Annotated in this window: 14 protein-coding genes and 1 tRNA gene; 10 read left to right on the top strand and 5 right to left on the bottom strand. The window is 46.9% G+C overall.

Going from position 1 to position 15,031, the window contains the following annotated elements; genetic code table 11:
* Entirely contained in the window at positions 1-1,491 is a 1,491-nt protein-coding gene (locus ACQSGY_RS15075) for an FAD/NAD(P)-binding protein (protein WP_427052485.1), read from the top strand.
* A 144-nt stretch (positions 1,492-1,635) separates the two neighbouring features.
* Positions 1,636-2,112 (top strand): hypothetical protein, encoded by a 477-nt coding sequence (locus ACQSGY_RS15080; protein WP_216513221.1) that lies wholly within the window; start codon positions 1,636-1,638, stop codon positions 2,110-2,112.
* 101 nt (positions 2,113-2,213) lie between these two features.
* On the opposite strand, the gene ACQSGY_RS15085 is transcribed toward ACQSGY_RS15080, so the two are convergent.
* A complete protein-coding gene (locus ACQSGY_RS15085) occupies positions 2,214-2,903 on the bottom strand; it encodes a G1 family glutamic endopeptidase (protein WP_427052486.1) in 690 nt (229 codons plus the stop codon).
* A gap of 238 nt (positions 2,904-3,141) precedes the next feature.
* Here ACQSGY_RS15085 and ACQSGY_RS15090 point away from each other — a divergent pair, with 238 nt between their 5' ends.
* The 3 genes from ACQSGY_RS15090 to ACQSGY_RS15100 all read left to right on the top strand — a co-directional run bounded on the left by ACQSGY_RS15090 (position 3,142) and on the right by ACQSGY_RS15100 (position 6,884).
* Complete coding sequence (locus tag ACQSGY_RS15090; RefSeq protein WP_111273017.1) at positions 3,142-3,888, top strand: DeoR/GlpR family DNA-binding transcription regulator; 747 nt, start codon at positions 3,142-3,144, stop codon at positions 3,886-3,888.
* Between the two features lie 2 nt (positions 3,889-3,890).
* Positions 3,891-4,802: a 1-phosphofructokinase gene (pfkB, locus tag ACQSGY_RS15095; RefSeq protein WP_216513223.1), complete on the top strand. Its 912-nt coding sequence runs from the start codon at positions 3,891-3,893 to the stop codon at positions 4,800-4,802.
* A gap of 111 nt (positions 4,803-4,913) precedes the next feature.
* Positions 4,914-6,884, top strand: coding sequence for a PTS fructose transporter subunit IIABC (locus tag ACQSGY_RS15100; protein ID WP_427052487.1), 1,971 nt, complete (start codon positions 4,914-4,916; stop codon positions 6,882-6,884).
* Between the two features lie 87 nt (positions 6,885-6,971).
* On the opposite strand, the gene ACQSGY_RS15105 is transcribed toward ACQSGY_RS15100, so the two are convergent.
* Both ACQSGY_RS15105 and ACQSGY_RS15110 read right to left on the bottom strand, forming a co-directional pair.
* Complete coding sequence (locus ACQSGY_RS15105; RefSeq protein WP_427052488.1) at positions 6,972-8,135, bottom strand: oxalate decarboxylase family bicupin; 1,164 nt, start codon at positions 8,133-8,135, stop codon at positions 6,972-6,974.
* An 85-nt stretch (positions 8,136-8,220) separates the two neighbouring features.
* Positions 8,221-9,069, bottom strand: a complete 849-nt coding sequence (locus tag ACQSGY_RS15110) for an SDR family NAD(P)-dependent oxidoreductase (protein ID WP_427052489.1) — start codon at positions 9,067-9,069, stop codon at positions 8,221-8,223.
* Between the two features lie 147 nt (positions 9,070-9,216).
* Here ACQSGY_RS15110 and ACQSGY_RS15115 point away from each other — a divergent pair, with 147 nt between their 5' ends.
* The 4 genes from ACQSGY_RS15115 (at position 9,217) to ACQSGY_RS15130 (ending at position 13,189) form a co-directional block, all read left to right on the top strand.
* Positions 9,217-9,651 (top strand): MerR family transcriptional regulator, encoded by a 435-nt coding sequence (locus ACQSGY_RS15115; RefSeq protein WP_427052490.1) that lies wholly within the window; start codon positions 9,217-9,219, stop codon positions 9,649-9,651.
* A gap of 19 nt (positions 9,652-9,670) precedes the next feature.
* Positions 9,671-10,579: a LysR family transcriptional regulator gene (locus tag ACQSGY_RS15120; protein ID WP_427052491.1), complete on the top strand. Its 909-nt coding sequence runs from the start codon at positions 9,671-9,673 to the stop codon at positions 10,577-10,579.
* A 63-nt stretch (positions 10,580-10,642) separates the two neighbouring features.
* Positions 10,643-11,377: a spermidine synthase gene (locus ACQSGY_RS15125; RefSeq protein WP_427052493.1), complete on the top strand. Its 735-nt coding sequence runs from the start codon at positions 10,643-10,645 to the stop codon at positions 11,375-11,377.
* A 186-nt stretch (positions 11,378-11,563) separates the two neighbouring features.
* Entirely contained in the window at positions 11,564-13,189 is a 1,626-nt protein-coding gene (locus ACQSGY_RS15130) for a sensor domain-containing diguanylate cyclase (RefSeq protein WP_427052494.1), read from the top strand.
* A 94-nt stretch (positions 13,190-13,283) separates the two neighbouring features.
* Here ACQSGY_RS15130 and ACQSGY_RS15135 read toward each other — a convergent pair whose 3' ends face one another.
* Positions 13,284-14,273, bottom strand: coding sequence for a Gfo/Idh/MocA family protein (locus tag ACQSGY_RS15135; RefSeq protein WP_427052495.1), 990 nt, complete (start codon positions 14,271-14,273; stop codon positions 13,284-13,286).
* Positions 14,274-14,496: 223 nt separating this feature from the next.
* On the opposite strand from ACQSGY_RS15135, the gene ACQSGY_RS15140 reads away from it, so the two are divergent.
* Positions 14,497-14,581, top strand: a tRNA-Leu gene (locus tag ACQSGY_RS15140).
* A gap of 59 nt (positions 14,582-14,640) precedes the next feature.
* Here the strand turns inward: ACQSGY_RS15140 and ACQSGY_RS15145 are convergent.
* The gene (locus ACQSGY_RS15145) at positions 14,641-14,838 is read right to left on the bottom strand and encodes a hypothetical protein (protein ID WP_427052496.1); all 198 of its coding nucleotides are present in this window, start codon (positions 14,836-14,838) and stop codon (positions 14,641-14,643) included.
* Between the last annotated feature and the right edge of the window lie 193 nt (positions 14,839-15,031).

Here is a 15,031-nt window from a genome sequence, read left to right on the forward strand (position 1 = left end):
ATGAGTCTGGAAGCATTGAATGAACGTGTGAGAAATGACTTGACGTTTCTGTCTTATGGCGGGGCCAGTTGGGTGCGAGCCAAAGAGCAGGCAGAGGGCCATGTGTATGATGTCGTTATTGTGGGCGGTGGTCAGAGTGGCCTTGGCGCTGCATTTGGTCTTCTGCGTGAACGGATATCGAACATCCTGATCATTGACGAGAATCCGGCTGGACAAGAGGGGCCTTGGGAAACCTATGCCCGAATGGTAACCTTGCGGACTCCCAAACATCTGACCTCCATTGATCTGGGCATTCCATCCTTGACATTCAGATCGTGGTGGGAGGCTCAGAACGGACGTGAGGCATGGGAAAAGCTTGACAAAATACCGCGCGGAGAATGGATGAACTATTTACGCTGGTATCGGGAGGTGCTGGAGCTTCCTGTGCGCAACGAGGTCAGGCTGAAGCTGATCGAACCCGCTGTTCATGCTCATGTGGAAAACGGTCTGATGGAAAAAAATATCGGGATTCATCGCCTTCATATCGAAGAACCAAGCACAATGAATAACGAAGGACCGGGCACAAAAAATAACGTTATCCTTGCTCGAAAAGTGGTGCTTGCAACCGGCATCCAGGGAGGGGGCGAATGGCATGTGCCTTCCATGATTGCTGACCGATTACCGAAGGAGATGTACGCCCATACTTCGGAAGTGATTGATTTTGAACGTTTAAAAGGTAAAAAGATTGCTGTCCTTGGCGGCGGGGCCTCCGCCTTCGATAATGCAAGTTATGCATTAGCCTCAGGAGTACAGGAGGCACATGTATTTGTACGGCGGGAACAGCTGCCTAGCGTTAATCCGATACGCCAGATGGAACAATCTGGCATGATTGAACGTTTTCACGCGCTGCCTGTCGCTGATAAATATCAGGTGATCTCCCATTTCTTCAAATATAATCAGCCGCCGACCAATGATACGTTTAATCGCGCAGCCGCCTGGCCCGGGTTTGTTCTGCATCTTCACTCTCCATGGCTGAGCGTGGATGCGAAGGAACAAGGAGTTCAGGTGCAGACGCCCCATGGGCAGTTTATGTATGATTATCTCATCATCAGCACCGGGCTGCTTAGTGATCCTGCGTTAAGGCCAGAGCTTGGACTGGTAGAGAAACATATCGCACGCTGGAAGGATTGTTTTGATGCTCCAGAGGAATATCGCAGTGCCTTGTTGGATGCTCATCCATTTTTAAGTCCTGGCTTTGCTATGACAAGCAGAACGGAGCAAGGGAAGCAGGTACTGCATGGACTGTTTGTTTTCAATTATTCGGCACTCGCGAGCTGCGGCTTATCCGCTTCTGCCATTTCGGGCACCAGAGCTGCCATTCCCAAGCTGGTTACTGCTATAGCAGATCAATTGTTTCTGGATGATCGTGAGGACATCTTACAGCAGTTTTATACCTATGCAGAGCAAGAATTCACGGCAGTCTGGAATCCGAATAACGTTCTTGCTGAGTAAAGACGCATGTGTTTAATAAACTTACCGTACAGTGTCAGAGCTGTGCGGTTTTTTGTTTTTGTAAACACCGTTTTGCAGGAGGCTTTAATTTATTGTAAAATGTCGTTTGGAACATGTTAAAGGCAGGGATCAGGAATGGAACTAATGAAACAAACCAAACAGATGAGTTATGATCAATTCAGAGCACATGTGAAAAGAGCATCGCGTTTACGCAATGTACCTTTGATCAAAATTGTAGCTTTTCAAGAAAAGTATATGAAGATTGAAGAAATGCAGTTTTTTGATGTGGAACAGAATTATATGAGTGTTCAGGCTTGTAACACGTTATGGATGAATCTGAAGGACAAATCGTTTCGTACGGTGGTGTCTCAATCGCTTCAGTTTTATCAGCAGATGACAAATCTTGGACGGCATTCTCTTGAGAATCTGATCCGGGAGTTATATGATACGGCTGTTCCGATTCTGCTGGATTATGATCCGTCCAGGTATTATACCCTGGAACAACTGGTCGAGATTTTGGCAACCGACGAGGATAAGCTGATTGAGCAGCTTGAGATGGGACGTTTCAAAGGAGCTTTCATTAATGAAGAGGGGAAATGGCTCAAGCCAAAACCGGAATAGTGAGCAACGAACTGCTGTAACTGTCAAAAATCCTGCAGCACTGCCGTCAGTAGCGGCGGTTGCTGCAGGATTTTTTCGAGCAGAGAACCTGTTTCTGGCAACTAACTGCAGGATACACGCCGAACGGCAAAACCATCCTTGCAGCGATTGGCAGGACCGGGAACAGCAAGCACTCGTTTGCCTTGCATCATGATGCCTTTGAGATTGGAACATAATTGAGGAGAACGTCCATTCAACCGGCAATGGCGGAACTGGATGGGGGTAAATCTGGACAAAGCAGCAGTAAAACCATCAACAGTAGGTGCCTCAACAATCCATTCTGCCGAGGCTTGTGGGCCGGAATAACGTTGTACCGTGCGGAATGTCCAGCTTTTACTTACGTTTTTCAACGTGATGCACCAGGTTTTACGTGTGATTTTCGTAATCGCCGCCTGCATTTTATCTCCCGGTGATACAGGGGAAGAAATCATTGTCTCCGCGGCGGGAAGTATCTCCCACCAGGCATAATATACCGGCTTGCCGTTAACCCAGTCATGACTGGTTCCGGTCTGAATCAGATCTGTATTATTGTAGCCATCAATGCCAATCCAGGCAGAGGAGTAAGAGTTCATGCGGGAGGGAAGCACATAAGGGACTATCCATTCTGCAGAAATTCGCTTATAGCTGCGGGGTGATCCACTCTTTGCATAACCGCTCCAGTTGGAGGAGATCCACCCGGGGTGAAGCGATGTGCTTTTTTGGGGCTGTTTGGGTTCACAAGGTTGTCGCCGTTTACGAATACGATCGGTCATCTCATGCATCACCTTTCATTAATCACTTCCAGGGTTTAGTGCAGTTGAGGCTTCTCATGCCAAATGCGATTGCGGGTTGTAATATCTAATGCATCTCTGTTGGCACGTGAAAGGTACAGCTGCTCAAGAAAACAAGTCGAATGGATGAAAGGTTTTGAAGGTTTTTAAATTATTTTGAATGAAAATGATTGTTTTTTACGGGATTTATGATACTATAGAAGCAGTTGGAGGAATGAATATGCTGACTGAAGAACGATATGCTGCAATTGTAGAGCGCTTACATTTACAGGGAATTGTGAAATTGCAAGAGCTGGTAGATGTGCTTGGCGTTTCTGAATCCACAATTAGAAGAGATTTGATTGATCTGGAAAGCCGTCAGATGCTCAAACGTATTCATGGTGGTGCTTCACTGGTGAATGAGAAATCATTAGAACCAGGCATGGAGGAGAAAACGTTCAAAAACATTCAGCAAAAAACAGTCATTGCCCGTTTGGCAGCACAGGAGATTCAGAATGGTGAATGTATTTACCTGGATGCTGGCACGACAACGCTGGCTATGATTCCTTTTATCGAAGCCAGAGATGTTACGGTTGTAACCAACGGACTTTCCCATGTAGAGGCACTGGTGAGCAAGCGAATTCGCAGCTACCTGCTTGGCGGTATGATGAAAATTCATACGAAAGCGGTCATCGGCAGCATTGCGCTGCAGAACATGGATAATTTCCGATTTGACAAGTGTTTTCTCGGAAGTAACGGGGTAGACCCAGAGATGGGGTATACAACGCCTGATCCGGAGGAAGCCTTGATTAAGAGGCGTGCACATCAATTGTCAGGAAAATCCTATGTGCTGGCTGATTCCAGCAAAATTGGGGATATTACTTTTGCCAAATTGTTTGATTTGGAGGAGGCGGATCTGATTACAGAACGAATGCCTGAACATTGGCGGACGGTAATCACCCAGAAAACTAAAATAATTGAGGGATAGCGATGATATATACGATAACACTCAACCCGTCCATTGATTACATCGTAGAAGTGGACGATCTGAAGCTAGGCGGACTTAACCGCATGAATCGGGACTTGAAACTCCCTGGCGGCAAAGGCATCAACGTTTCCCGTATTCTGAATCAGCTTGGGGCAGCCAATACGGCCATCGGATTTTTGGGTGGTTTTACAGGTCGCTTCATTAACGACAAGCTGCAGGAAGAAGCCATTCAAACCGACTTTGTCACCATTGCTGATGATACTCGCATTAACATCAAGCTGAAGCATGGGGACGAAACCGAGATTAATGGTCTTGGACCAGCCATTCGTGCAGAGGAGGCTGATCAGCTGCTGCATAAGTTATCTTCCTTGCAAAAAGAAGATATTGTCATTCTGTCCGGCAGTGTTCCGCCATCACTCGGTTCAGATTTCTATGATCGTCTCATTCATGTCTGCAAGCAGACGGGAGCCGAGTTCGTCATTGATACTACAGGACCTGCACTGATGGAAGCACTCATTCATCAACCATTGCTGGTCAAACCAAATCATCATGAATTAGCCGAATTGTTTGGCGTAACCATCGAGACTCGTGAGGAACTCGTTTCTTACGGTAGAAAATTGCTCGAAGCAGGTGCCAAGCATGTTCTGATCTCCATGGCCGGAGAAGGGGCATTGTTCATCACCGGGACAGATGTATATCATGCAACCGTGCCGAAAGGAAAGGTCAAAAATTCAGTTGGCGCGGGTGATTCCATGATTGGCGGATTTGTAGGTACGTATGTATTACAGGCAAACTTGTATGAAGCATTCCGCACAGGGGTTGCATCCGGCAGTGCGACGGCTTTTTCGGATGACCTCGCAGCGCGTGAATTGATTGAGGAATTGCGTGAGCAGGTAACGATTACCAAGCTGTAAACAGCAAGGTCATACCAGTGTACAAACTATTAACACATGAATAACGATCAAGAACAGTTACGGGCATGGCCTGCTGCTGCAGGCCAACCGAACTCAAGGGAGTGTTCCAAGATGAAAATCACTGATTTAATGATCCGGGAAGCGATGATCATGGATCTGCAAGCAACCACCAAAGATGAAGCCATTGATGAACTGATTGCGAGTTTGAACCGGAGCGGAAGAATTAATGATCCGGTGCTGTTTAAGGAAATGATCTACAAAAGAGAAGCGGAATCCAGCACAGGCATCGGTGGCGGTATCGCTATGCCGCACGCCAAAACAAAAGCGGTGAACGAACCAACGGTCGTTTTTGCGAAAAGCAGCAAAGGTCTTGATTTCGAAGCGCTGGACGATCAGCCTGCTCACATCTTTTTTATGATTGCAGCTCCTGAAGGCGCTGGCAACACCCATCTCCGCACACTCGCGGCTCTTTCAAGGCTGCTAGTTGATAGCGATTTCATCTCGGAGCTGATGAATACGAATACGCCTCAAGAAGTTAGCGCTTTGTTTGATGCAAAGCAGGCAGAGGCTGCTGCGAAGGAAGCTGAGAAAGAGAAAGCCAAAGCGGAGAAAGAAGCACAGGGGGCCGGGGCATCGAGTAGTGCTAACAACATAAAAAGCAACGCTGGTGTCATTGTTGGTAATGCAAATTCCGAGGATTTTGTTGTTGCTGTTACAGCCTGCCCTACCGGTATTGCTCATACGTATATGGCTGAGGATGCGTTGAAGAAAAAGGCTCAGGAAATGGGAATCAACATTCGTGTTGAGACCAACGGCTCTGAAGGAGCACAGAATGTACTGACTGCCGATGAGATTGCTCGTGCCAAAGGGGTTATCGTCGCAGCTGACAAAAATGTTGAGATGGATCGTTTTGACGGCAAACCTGTGCTGCAAAGACCTGTAAGTGATGGTATCCGAAAATCCGAAGAGCTGATTCGCAAGGCAGTCAACGGAGATGCACCGATCTATCGCAGTCAAGGCGGAAGCTCCAAGGGTGAAGCTGCAAGTGCTGGAAAAATGAGCGTGGGCAGCAAAATCTACAAGGATTTGATGAACGGTATTTCACACATGCTGCCATTCGTTGTTGGCGGTGGTATCCTGCTGGCGATCTCGTTCCTGTTTGAGCAGATTGCAAGTCCTGACAATCCCATTGTGAAGCTGCTGCAAACGATTGGTGGCGGAGACGGAGCGTTCCACTTCCTGATCCCTGTGCTTGCCGGATTCATTGCAATGAGTATCGGTGACCGTCCGGCCCTGATGCCGGGTATGGTCGGCGGTTTGATGGCTGTCAATTCCAATGCCGGTTTCCTTGGCGGTCTGGCTGCCGGTTTCCTCGCAGGTTATGTAATCCTTGGTCTGCGTAAAGCGCTGAAAGGTCTGCCTAAAGCGATTGATGGCTTGAAGCCCATTCTGATCTATCCAGTGCTTGGTTTGCTGATCGTCGGTGCAATTGCATATTACATTTTTGATCCGATTTTCGGTTCCCTGAACACATGGCTTGTAGATGCACTTGGTAATCTGGGGACAGGTAACAAAGTATTGCTTGGTCTGCTGCTCGGCGGTATGATGGCGATCGATATGGGTGGTCCTTTTAACAAAGCGGCTTATACCTTTGCCATTGGTGTATTTACCTCCAGCGGCAATACAGACGGCGCATGGATGGCAGCGGTCATGGCAGGCGGTATGGCTCCTCCGCTGGCGATTGCACTGGCTACAACATTTTTCAAATCCAAATTCACGGAGCAAGAACGTAAATCCGGTTTGACGAACTATGTACTCGGCTTGTCCTTCATTACCGAAGGTGCCATTCCATTTGCAGCGGCTGACCCGCTTCGTGTCCTGACATCCTGTATTATCGGTTCTGCGGTAGCAGGTGGACTTACACAGCTGTGGAGCATTAACGTACCTGCTCCTCACGGTGGTATTTTCGTAGCAGCACTGGCTAACCATGCCTTGCTCTTCCTGCTCGCGGTGGCTATTGGTTCCGTTATTTCCGGTCTCATTCTGGGATTGTGGAAAAAGGCACCGACACTTGTAAAATAAGAATTGATGATCTCATCAACAAATAAATGATGGCTCTCTAGCATCTCTCCAATCGAAAATCGATGGAGAGATGCTTTCTTTATATTTTCATACGACAGGCCATTTCACTTTACGCAAGGCATCCAGCAGCTCAGCAGGGGCATTCAGATTGTCACGTACCAGATCACGCGGTGTTAGAGCCATCCATTGGTTGAGAGATACATCCTCAAAACGGTCGCTGCGGAAGATTTCCAGAAACCATAACGTGTCTTTACCGGTATTCTGTATATAGTGTCCCATCGCTAAGGGAACATAGCCGACATCTCCGGCCCGGTAATCAAACGTACGTGCATTGCCTTCTCCGCCAAAAACCGTCATCCTGCCTTCACCTGTCAGATAATACTGCCATTCATCCGCATTGGGATGCCAGTGCAATTCACGCATCGCTCCGGGTTTGATCTCGACAAGGGCTGCAGCGACCGTGGTTGAGGCAGGAAAGTTGGTGGAGTCCACAATACGTACGCTTCCTCCGGGTGTAATCAGAGGCTCCTGGGCAAGCAAAGAATAGGTGAATGAAAGGGGAACCGTGCCGTAGGGAGATTCAACCTCCTGGCTTTCGAGTGAACCGGGTACAGTATCCTGGAAAATGTAAACCTGTTCCTTGGGCATGGACTGAAAAGCCGATTCAGGAACTCCAAAATTTAACGATAATACCTCTGGCGGAGTGTGAGCAAACCAGTCGGTGATTGAGAGTGTATTCAGGTCTGAGAAGCTCCCGTCATCAAACACTAATAAAAATTCACATCCGTTCTCCAGCCCCTGAATGGAATGAGGCAGACCTTTAGGGAAAAACCAAAGGTCACCCTGACCGACATCGGCAATAAAATTGCGCCCGTTCTGATCCACGGAAGTAATCCGGGCTGTTCCCCAAATCATATAGGCCCATTCGGATTGCTGATGCCAGTGCAGTTCCCTTACCCCACCTGGAGTCAGACTCATATTCACACCTGCGAGGGTGGTGGCAATGGGCAGATCACGCACGGTAATCTCACGTGACCAGCCGCCATGATTTAACTGCATGTGGGTATCGGAGAAGGACATTCTCATATTAGGTAACAAGCCATGATCCGTCTTGGGGGGCACAAGCATATCTGGATTCTGAATGTCTCGCAGCACGTCCCTTGGTCCGTAATCGGGCCCTCCTGCACCATCACTGCGAATGGGCTGCGGTATGATGAAAGGCTGGCCGCTGGGCTGTTTTCCTTTGCTCATGATATAACTCCTTCCGCTGTTGGCCTCAATCCTTTGAGACACGGCATTTTCACTATGATTACACCTATGAGCAGGGGCTTGGCAATTATGATGGACTTTGGAACTTATGCTTATAGATGTGCTCTACACGGTGCAGCACAGCAGCACTCTGCTCGGTAAAACGCAGGCGAGCTGGTTTATTGTTGACAAGATAACTGCCCGAGTCATGCGTGGTGTTTCCGAGCCCGGCGGCATATAGCAGGGATGCACCTCGCGTTGGAGGAGGGAAAAACAATTTCATGACAGGTTTGATATAGAAGGGTATGCCCGATAATTTATTAGCTCTTAATGTATTGTTCCCGCCAGGGTCCACACTTAGAAGATGTATACCGTCTGCCTTGGCAGCAGCTGCAGCTTCTTGAGTCCAAAGCGAAAGTGCGAGCTTGGATGCAGCATAGGGACCAAACAGCTTTTTAAAGGATGCAGGCTGTTCCAGAGTTTGAAGATTGAATGATTTCAGCATGCGAAAAGCAGTTGTGGAGGTGTTGACAACGGTTTTCATCCGTCCTTCACGCAGCAGAGGGTAAAGCTCTCGATAGATGATGTAAGGAACGACGGTCTGAAGCTCAAAATGAAGTTCATGACCTTGGGCTGAGTACAGAAGTCTGGGCGTGCTTCCCCCGGCATTGTTAAACAGGACATCAATGGCTTTGGTCTTGAAACGAATATGCTCAAGTGCAGCGTGAAGGCTGCTGTAGTTCGTCAGATCGGCTTGTACGGCGTACAGCTGGCCTGAGGCCAATGCGGCTTGAATGTCGGGGTGTTCAGGAAAGGCAGAGCGGTTCAGACCGATAACCTGCCACTGATCTGTCAGGAGCTTTCGTGTGAGCTCCAGGCCGATTCCTGATGTGGAGCCTGTAACAAGGGCTGTGCGTAACAAGTGAGTATTGTTCATAATAACCTCCATGAAGAATGTATTGTTATTTCGAAATACACTCTATAATTTGGAGTCGACTCCAAGTCAAGAGACAATTTTCGACTTGACTTGGAGCTGGCTCCAAATTGTATGATAGAGAGAACTATGTTTACAGGAGGGCTGATAATGAGTGGTCATATGATGTTTTCCATTCATGAGACGTCAGAACGGTCGGGTTTATCCAAGGATACCATTCGTTATTATGAGAAGATCGGGCTTCTTCCCCGTGCCGAGCGGAAGGCGAGCCGCCACCGCGTCTATTCCGAACAGGATATCCAGACGATGAGTCTGATTACTTGTTTGAAGAAAACAGGCATGTCACTGGAAGAAATGAAGCCATTTTTGCATATGTCGCTGGAGTCGGATCTTGATGATTTCCCGGATGAGCGGGAGATGCTGATCAATTATCAGCAAAAAGTAAAGGCACAGATCACATCGCTGCAGCAGGTGATTGATTTTATTGACGATAAGCTCGCTCAGCGCAGTATGTTCCCTGAGAAATGCGAAATCAATGATGAGCATTTGCTAACGGGATTGGAGAAAAAGAACACATTTTCTTAACTGAAAAAGGGGGCAGGCCATGACATTACAACAGCTGAAGTATGTGATTGAAGTTGCTACACACGGTTCCATGAATGAGGCAGCCAAACGGCTCTTCATCTCTCAGCCCAGTTTATCCAATGCGATTCGCGATCTGGAGCAGGAGATGCGTATAACGATATTTGAGCGCACGAATAAAGGCATTACCCTTTCCAAGGAGGGGGTAGAATTTTTGAGTTATGCACGACAGGTTGTAGAGCAGGCAGAGCTGCTGGAAAATAGATATTTGAATGCCAAGCCTTCTCCTCAGCATTTCTCGGTATCTACGCAGCATTATGCTTTTGCAGTGAATGCATTTGTACAGCTTGTTCAACAATATGGTCATGATGAATATGAACTTGCCCTGCGCGAGACAAAAACGTATGAGATTATTCAGGATGTGAAAAGCCTTCGCAGCGAGATTGGCATTCTATATCTGAATGAATTCAATGCCAAGGTCATTAACAAATTGCTGAAGGACGCGGGACTTGTGTTTACGAGCCTGTTTACAGCCAAACCACATATCTTCATCAGTGTCAACAATCCGCTCGCCAGACAGGCATCTGTGGCTATAGAACAGCTTCAGGATTATCCTTACCTGTCCTTCGATCAGGGGGAGTATAATTCTTTTCATTTTTCAGAGGAAATTCTAAGCACGTTATCCCATCCGAAAAGCATTCAGGTCAATGATCGGGCAACATTGTTCAATCTGTTAATCGGTCTCAATGGATATACCATCTCCACAGGAGTGCTCAGTGCAGATCTGAACGGTAACGAGATTATTCCGGTTCCGCTTGAATGTGAGGAGTCCATTAATGTCGGCTGGATCAGTCATAAGAGCACGTCACTTTCCAATCTTGGTGTTGCCTATGTGCAGGCATTACATGAGGCTACCCGGTCGCAGATATGATTCGCAAGTTAGTGGTAAGGATTGTAAGAATTCAGATTGTTTGAATAGAAGGGAGGTTAGAGGTTGAAAGTGTTATATCGGGATAAAAGTGAACAGCATGAGCTAACGGTATATGATACAAGGAGACTCTACGGGGAACAGGGGCAGTTCCGTGTACTGCAGTTCTCGGACGACGCGGTTCAAGGAGCGCTTGATCTGGAGCGGCCTTCAAGAATTGTGCTGGAGTATCCGCGGGCGATGCTGCATCTAATGGAACGCAATGATCCGCAGTATCATCGTGTTTTTGTGGTGGGGCACGGGATCGGCACCATCCCTTCTTATCTATCTGATCGACAGGTCAAGGTGGCTGAGCTTGATGCCGAGGTTGTCCGGCTGAGCCAACACTTTTTTGGCTATACAGGTCCGGATGTATGGATAGGGGATGGTCGCGAGTTGCTGGAGCAGGAAGAGTCGGGAACATATGATTATGTAGTCATTGATGCTTTTTCTGCAGCTGGCACACCAGAGCAGTTTACGAATCAATCCTTTTTTGCAATGGTCAAGGACAAGCTTGATGCAGATGGTGCTGTGCTGCTTAATGTGTTTGGCCGTTCTGGAAATGACAAGCTGGTCAATGCGATCTACACAACGCTTGGTACGCACTTTAACTACACTCGTGCCTTTGCACTTCCTGCGGAGCCGAATGAAGTACAGAATCGCATTCTGATCGGCAGCCACCGTCCGATTGATGTTCAACTGAGGCATATGGCCGGTTTTGTGGAACAACGTCTTGAGGAAGGTTATATCATTGAGGGGTGAGTGATACTCTAGTCAGGGGTGAGCGAGTCTTGGTCATTGGTGAGAGGCCCGGATTGTAATTTGTCATGAAATTGTCAATCGTATAAATAATATGTGAAGATATCATATGTTCTTTATTGATTCTTAACAACTTTAATATAAGATAGAATGGATATGCCTTTTTATGAAAATCCGGGGGAAGCAAACATGATTGTGAACAAAACAATATCCAGATTAAGCAGAAAAGTCAAAAGATTCAAAAAACTCAAAAAAATCAGTCTTACCGTTTTGCTGAGCGGGCTCGTCACGATTTCGGTGTTGATGACGTTGACCATCATGGTGATTACGTCATATACCACTCAGAAACAGGCGCTGATTGACAGCACTCTTTCGCTGAATTATGCAAGTGCAGTACAGATGAGTCAAACGTTAAACTCCTTGTTTGAATCGATGCAAAAGAGCTTGAAGCAGGGAGCAGACTATCTTAAAAATGTGGATTATACGGATAAGGAGCAATTAAACAACACATTGGATCTAATCCGCAAAAGCAGTGATTATTTCAACGCTGTTTCACTAATAGATGAGACTGGGCTGATGTTATCCATGTCACCGTACTCTCAGGTTAGTGTGGGTAAATATGTTAGCTCTGAAGCCGCCAAAGCGGCCGTTAAAGCAGAAGCCTCATACATATCAGATGCTTATCTGACACCGCGTACAAAGCGGAGAATCGTCTTTCTCAGCGAACCGGTCTTTGAAAAGACAGGAAAATATAAAGGCACGCTTAGTGGAAGCATATATTTGCAGGAGAATAATATACTCGATTTATTGTTTGGAAGTCAACTGAAAACCAACAACGGATCATACTTCTTTATTGTTGATCATAGGGGAAACACGTTGTTTCATCCAAATATTAGCAGAATCGGAACAAATATTAGTGAAAACACAGTGGTCCGTAAACTCCTGCAAGGTCAGACTGGCAAGGAGCAGTATATAAATCTGGAGGGGGTTAGCTCTCTGGCGGGGTACTACAAAGTTCCTGCAACCGATTGGGGAGTAGTTATCGTATCGCCAACTCAAATGGTATATGACCAGTTGAATCGTCAGATCGGACTGATGCTGCTCTACACCTCTATACCGTTTGTATTGCTGGCTCTCATTGTGCTGAGGGTTGCCCGCAAGCTTGTACAGCCTTTTGTGTTTCTGGCTGATCTGGTGCATCAGGTAGACAAGGGACAGACAGAATTACCTGTTGTAAAGCCGCACTGGAACCGGGAGGCTGATTTGATTACCCGTGCCATGCTCGGAGCTATAGCTAACTTCAGAAATAAAACTGATCAGCTCGTGTATGACGCGAGAACGGACATGTTAACCGGTCTGAATAATCGGAGAACCTTCGAAGAGGTTATACAAAACTGGATTCATGAGCACATTTCATTTGCCATCGTTGTGCTGGATATTGATCGTTTTAAGTTAATTAATGATACCTTTGGTCATTCAACCGGAGATGAGGTTTTGAAACAGATCGCCAGACTGATCCAGCTGTCTGTTCGACCTGAGGATGTTTGTTCCCGCTTTGGCGGGGAAGAATTTGTCGTGCTGCTGCGGAATTATGATTCGAAGATGGCCTATGAGACAGCTGAACGCATCCGAATTTCTGTTGAAGAAAGTGTACTGGCAGTTGATCGCACCGTAACTATATCGGCAGGTATTGCTGAATTTCCGCTGCATGCCCGGTCTGAAACCGAATTGTTCCACTTGGCGGATAATGCGTTGTATATGGCGAAGGAAGAGGGGCGTAATCGTACGGTTGTGATTCAGTCGGTAGAAAAATAGAACACAGATAAGCAGCAAACAGAAGTAGAAGCAGGCCCTTAATGCAGGGTCTGCTTCTATTTGTAAACTCTCCTGAGAAGAGTGTGCAAGAACATTAGATGAAAGAGGATAGAATTCGATCACATAAAGCCATGGTATGCACATTATCCCGGGCACTGGAGAGAGGAGTGGATTTTTCCTGACAGCAGGCGATAAAATGAGCCATTTCGCCAACGAATCCTCTAAGGTAAAGATCTCTCAATGCACCGGACATCGGGCTGTTTGAGGGGGTATATACTGAATCATGCTCCTCAAGAGATTTCCATGGCAGCAAATCTCCCTTACGGGAAGTATGCACTGTGAGTTTGTTAATCTCATCGGCCAGGGCAAATCCATTTTCAAATGTTACGAGCACACTTTCGCTTTCACGTGACCAAGCACTCATACCGGTAAAATAAGCGCTGCCTGTTATCCCTTTATCAAATATGAAGGAAATGCTCTGGTTTATATTTTTTCCGTCACGCACAGTCGTTCCCGTTACCTGCAGGGCTTCTCCAAACAGATAACGCATCAGATCAACCATATGTATGGCGGCAAGCTTCATAAACTGTTCCTCATTTTCACAGAAGGGCGTGCTGTCTACAGCGAATTTAATCTGGAATGAACGGACTTTGCCAAGCGTTTCGTCATCGATCAGTGCCTTGAGCTGCTGGTAAATCGGTGCATACCTTTTCATAAAACCAACCATGACGATAACTCCTGCTTGTTCTGCCGCGTTGGCAACCATCAAGGCTTCTTTCTCATTCCAGCCAAGCGGTTTGTCCACATATACATTGTGACCCGCTTGTATACATTCCATAACAAGTCTGGTTTGATCTGCAGGCTGCGCAACAACAACGACACCGTCACATGTTTCACGTTCCAGCATGAGCCCTGCATCATCGTAGGCGTGACCGGAACTGCCAAACCGGACCAGGGCAGCCTGAGAGCGCTCGTGGTGGCGTGTAGCTACAGCCTGAATGTATGCGCCTGCTTCAACTGCGGCGGGGAAAATATTTGTGGAGGCGTGAAAGCCTGCTCCGACAAAGCAAAGTTGTGATTTCATCTCATGCAAGCCTCCTATCCTTTTTTCTCAATTAGATCAAACTGTACGTTCCTAAACATAGGCGGTTTGCAAAGAACAAAAAAGGACAAATGTCCCATTAAGACAGGTGTATAAAAAAGTTGTTGCAATATATTTACGGAACATGTATACTCTGAATTACGGTAAAACAAGGAATTGCTTCACCGGATGCAATTTTCATCGTTGATGAGAAGCTGCAATATATGCGGTCGTGGCGGAATTGGCAGACGCGCACGGTTCAGGTCCGTGTGGGCTAACCCCCCGTGGAGGTTCGAGTCCTCTCGACCGCATCAGATAAAAAAGGTTTGTACAATACCCAATGTGGTGGTGTACAAACCTTTTTTTGTTTTCATGGCCTATACTCCTCGGTACGGCTCTGCCGAATAATGGTGGTGAGCAAGCCAAATAACATTCCAGCCACGCCACATAAGGAAACACACCACATCAGAGGCGACGGGGCGAAGCGAAACAGAAACGCAATACCGCTTCCGAATGTGGTACCTGCAAGGAAGCCGAGTGAGAGTCCGATCGGTTTGAGTGACTTCATGGTTTCACCTGTTTCTTTGGATAGGAGTATACAGCAACTGCACAATCTTCTGACTTATATGTGGAGGCGTGGAGAATATGTAAGCAGACATTCGCTGTATGATATCATTTTGTGGTATTTGCGGGAAAACTATGCATCAGTTATATCTATAAGTCTTCGAAATTAAGCGGGCTAATCTGGAGCGTTTGAACTG

This window comes from Paenibacillus sp. TC-CSREp1, assembly GCF_050171015.1.
GTDB lineage: Bacteria > Bacillota > Bacilli > Paenibacillales > Paenibacillaceae > Paenibacillus > Paenibacillus silvae.

Excerpts from the sequence above, each read along its gene's own strand:
- ACQSGY_RS15115 (WP_427052490.1), top strand. The coding sequence starts at position 9,217 with ATGAGTGGTCATATGATGTTTTCCATTCATGAGACGTCAGAACGGTCG.
- ACQSGY_RS15105 (WP_427052488.1), bottom strand. The coding sequence starts at position 8,135 with ATGAGCAAAGGAAAACAGCCCAGCGGCCAGCCTTTCATCATACCGCAG.
- ACQSGY_RS15080 (WP_216513221.1), top strand. The coding sequence starts at position 1,636 with ATGAAACAAACCAAACAGATGAGTTATGATCAATTCAGAGCACATGTG.
- ACQSGY_RS15120 (WP_427052491.1), top strand. The coding sequence starts at position 9,671 with ATGACATTACAACAGCTGAAGTATGTGATTGAAGTTGCTACACACGGT.
- ACQSGY_RS15110 (WP_427052489.1), bottom strand. The coding sequence starts at position 9,069 with ATGAACAATACTCACTTGTTACGCACAGCCCTTGTTACAGGCTCCACA.
- ACQSGY_RS15100 (WP_427052487.1), top strand. The coding sequence starts at position 4,914 with ATGAAAATCACTGATTTAATGATCCGGGAAGCGATGATCATGGATCTG.
- pfkB (WP_216513223.1), top strand. The coding sequence starts at position 3,891 with ATGATATATACGATAACACTCAACCCGTCCATTGATTACATCGTAGAA.
- ACQSGY_RS15075 (WP_427052485.1), top strand. The coding sequence starts at position 1 with ATGAGTCTGGAAGCATTGAATGAACGTGTGAGAAATGACTTGACGTTT.
- ACQSGY_RS15145 (WP_427052496.1), bottom strand. The coding sequence starts at position 14,838 with ATGAAGTCACTCAAACCGATCGGACTCTCACTCGGCTTCCTTGCAGGT.
- ACQSGY_RS15135 (WP_427052495.1), bottom strand. The coding sequence starts at position 14,273 with ATGAAATCACAACTTTGCTTTGTCGGAGCAGGCTTTCACGCCTCCACA.
- ACQSGY_RS15130 (WP_427052494.1), top strand. The coding sequence starts at position 11,564 with ATGATTGTGAACAAAACAATATCCAGATTAAGCAGAAAAGTCAAAAGA.
- ACQSGY_RS15090 (WP_111273017.1), top strand. The coding sequence starts at position 3,142 with ATGCTGACTGAAGAACGATATGCTGCAATTGTAGAGCGCTTACATTTA.
- ACQSGY_RS15085 (WP_427052486.1), bottom strand. The coding sequence starts at position 2,903 with ATGACCGATCGTATTCGTAAACGGCGACAACCTTGTGAACCCAAACAG.